3 protein-coding genes are annotated in these 3,313 nt (G+C 59.5%); all 3 read left to right on the forward strand.

Features of this window, described 5'->3' with window-relative positions:
• Positions 1–1,083, forward strand: a 1,083-nt coding sequence (locus H1Y01_RS13275) for a homogentisate 1,2-dioxygenase (protein ID WP_180540996.1), incomplete at its 5' end; no start/stop codon positions are given.
• 56 nt (positions 1,084–1,139) lie between these two features.
• The gene (locus H1Y01_RS13280) at positions 1,140–1,691 is read left to right on the forward strand and encodes a flavin reductase family protein (protein ID WP_367399789.1); all 552 of its coding nucleotides are present in this window, start codon (positions 1,140–1,142) and stop codon (positions 1,689–1,691) included.
• Between the two features lie 3 nt (positions 1,692–1,694).
• A partial coding sequence (locus tag H1Y01_RS13285) for an AMP-binding protein (RefSeq protein ID WP_180540997.1) occupies positions 1,695–3,313 on the forward strand: 1,619 nt, incomplete at its 3' end.

Genomic DNA, 3,313 nt, shown 5'->3' on the forward strand with positions numbered 1-3,313 from the left:
CGCAAGGGTTTCTACGGCAAAAGCGCGCACCTTTATCACCGGAATCCGCCCACCGGCTGGATCCGTTTCGAAGGCAAACTCCGCCCGCATCTGTTCGATCTCAACAAGCTCACGCCCACGGACTTGAACGACCCGCAAGGCGCGCCGTCAGCGTTCCTGGGCAACGACGATGTGAAAGTCATCGTGTCGCGCCGGTCGAAACCTATGCCGTTCTTCATGCGAAACGCGGACGGCGACGAGCTGCTTTTCGTCCATCGCGGCAACGGCGTCATCGAAACTGACTTCGGCCCCATCCTATTCGAGAAGGGCGATTACATCAACCTGCCGCGCGCCGTCACTTACCGCATCGTGCCCGAGACTACGGATAACTTCTTCCTGATTATCGAGTCGAAGCACGAATTCGAGCAGCCCGAAAAAGGTCTGATCGGACAACACGCGCTTTATGATCCGGCCGCCATCACGACGCCCGAACCGCAAGCTCCCGCCGACGAGCCGGGCCGCACGGAATGGGAAGTCCGCATCAAAGTCGAAGGCGAATTCTCCAGCGTGTTCTATCCTTTCAATCCGCTCGATGTCATTGGCTGGAAGGGCGACCTTACCGTCTGGAAAATCAACATGCGCGACATTCGGCCTATCCTAAGTGCCCGCGCGCACCTGCCACCCAGCGCCCACACTTCGTTCGTCACCGAAGGCGCTGTGGTCTGCAGCTTCCTGCCGCGTCCGCTCGAGCAGGATGAAGACGCCCTGCGCGTCCCCTTCTTCCATCGCAACACCGATTACGACGAGTTCATCTTCTACCATGACGGCGATTTCTTTAGTCGCGATAACGTCAAAGCGGGCTACGCCACGCTGCATCCGCGCGGCATCCATCACGGGCCGCATCCCAAAGCGCTGCTGAATCAGAAGAAGCGCACCCATACAGATGAAAGCGCGGTGATGCTCGACGGATTGAACCCGATCCACGTGCTGCCCGAAGGTGAGAAGGTCGAATGGAAGGACTACTGGAAGAGTTGGATGGGCGCCAAAATGGAAGATAGCGAACCGGAGCCTGTCGGCGCGCACCGTAATGGAGGCGGACGCTGAAGGTAGACCCGGCTACAGCCAATCCGCAGGATATTTACAAGTTACTCATCGGCGCGATTGTCCCGCGGCCCATCGCATTCGTCTCCACGGTGAGCGCGTCGGGTACTTATAACTTAGCGCCGTTTAGTTTCTTTACTTGCGCCAGCGCGAATCCACCCGTGCTGGCGTTCTGTCCGATGGTCAAACCGGACGGGTCTGGCAAAGACACCCTCGCCAACATTCGCGAAACGCGTGAGTTCGTTGTCAACATAGTCTCCGAAGAGATTTCCGCGCAAATGAACCTGACTTCCGGTGAGTATCCGCCGGAAGTCGATGAGTTCGCCGTATCGGGACTAACTCCCATCCCGAGCGATTGCGTTGGCGCGCCCAGGGTAGCGGAATCCAGCGTGAATATGGAATGCCGGCTGACTCAGATTGTCGAAGTTAGTTCGAAGCCCGCCGGCGGAAGTCTTGTACTCGGTGAAGTTCTTCGCTTCCACATCGACGATCGGATCGTGGACGGCTTTAAGATCGATCCCGACCGTCTGCATGCGATCGGACGTATGGGCGGACCGGGCTCCTATTCGCGCACGCGCGACCGCTTCGAACTGACGCGCCCTAAAGCGTGAAGCATGAGCGAGTGGATCTGGCAACCGACGCCCGAGTTCGCCCGCGCGACCAACGTCTGGCGCTACATGCAGCGCCTCGGCTTTTCCGACCGCGAAGAGTTCCTGCGCTACTCGGTCGATAACTTAACCGATTTTTGGGGCGACCTCGCCGTCGAACTCAGCATTGAATGGTTCGCTCCGTTCACCAAGGTACTGGATGCATCGCGGGGCGTCGAATGGGCGCGCTGGTACATCGGCGCGAAGCTGAACATTGCTTCGAACACACTCGATCGCCACGTCCGAGGCGTACGCGCCAATCGCACGGCGATCGTCTCCGAATCGGAAGACGGCACGCGCCGCGAGCTGACCTTCGCCGAACTTGCACGTGAAGTCAACCAGGCAGCGAACGCACTTCGCGAGTTAGACTTACAACCCGGCGATCGCGTCGCTCTCGTGATGCCGATGGTTGCGGATGTAGTTACCGTACTCTACGCCTGCTTCAAGTTAGGTCTCGTTCCGGTCCTGATCTTCGCCGGCTTCGGCGTAGGCGCCATCGAATCGCGACTTAGAGACTCGGGCGCCCGCGTTGTGTTCACGGCATCGCATCTCACACGGCGTGGCAAGCGGCTGTCATTAGTCGAGAAGGTCCGCGAAGCCGCCGCGAATTGCCCGGCGGTTGAACATATCTTCGAAGAACTCCCGCGCGGATCGGAACGCCATTGCGCCTCAATGCCGATGGATTCCGAAGCCCCCGCGCTCATGCTCTATACGAGCGGCACTACCGGCAAACCGAAAGGTGTCGTCCACACCCACGCCGGTGCCCTGATACAAACCGCGAAAGAGATCTACCTCGCCTTCGACCATCAGGACTCCGATCGATTCTTCTGGCTCTCCGATATTGGTTGGATGATGGGCCCGTGGTCGATCATCGGCAACCACCATTTCGGCGGTACGATTTTCATGTACGACGGCGCGCCGGATTGGCCTGACCCTGATCGCCTCTGGCGTACTTTGGAGCGCGAGCGGATCACTACCTTCGGCGTCTCTCCGACACTAATTCGCGCATTGATGCGGTCTAGCGATCCAAGTAAGTTCGACCTGAGCGCGTTACGGCTACTCGGCTCCACTGGCGAGCCATGGGACGACGTTTCCTATCGTTGGTTCTTCGAGCAGATCGGGGGCAAGCGCTGCCCGATCATCAATATCTCCGGCGGCACCGAGATTATCGGCTGCTTCCTGTTCCCCTTACCGATCCAACCGTTGAAGTCCTGTACTCTAGGGGCACCCGCGCCCGGCATGGCCGCGGAGGTCGTCAACAGCAGCGGTCAACCGGTGCGCGGCGAAACCGGACATCTCGTATGCACCAAACCTGCGCCGTCCATGACGCGCGGTATCTGGCGCGACCCCGAACGGTATCTCAAATCCTATTGGTCGCGTTTTCCCGGCTGGTGGGATCACGGCGACTGGGCCAGCGTAGATTCCGATGGATGCTGGTTCCTGCACGGCCGCGCCGATGAATCGATGAATGTCGCCGGACGCAAAGTAGGTCCGGCGGAAGTAGAAGACGCCTTGACGTCGCACCCCGCCGTCTCTGAAGCGGCAGTCATCGGCGTCCCGGACGAGGTCAAAGGCGAAGCGATCGT

It is taken from the genome of Nevskia soli (genome assembly GCF_903970205.1).
Taxonomy (GTDB): Bacteria; Acidobacteriota; Terriglobia; order Bryobacterales; family Bryobacteraceae; genus Bog-113.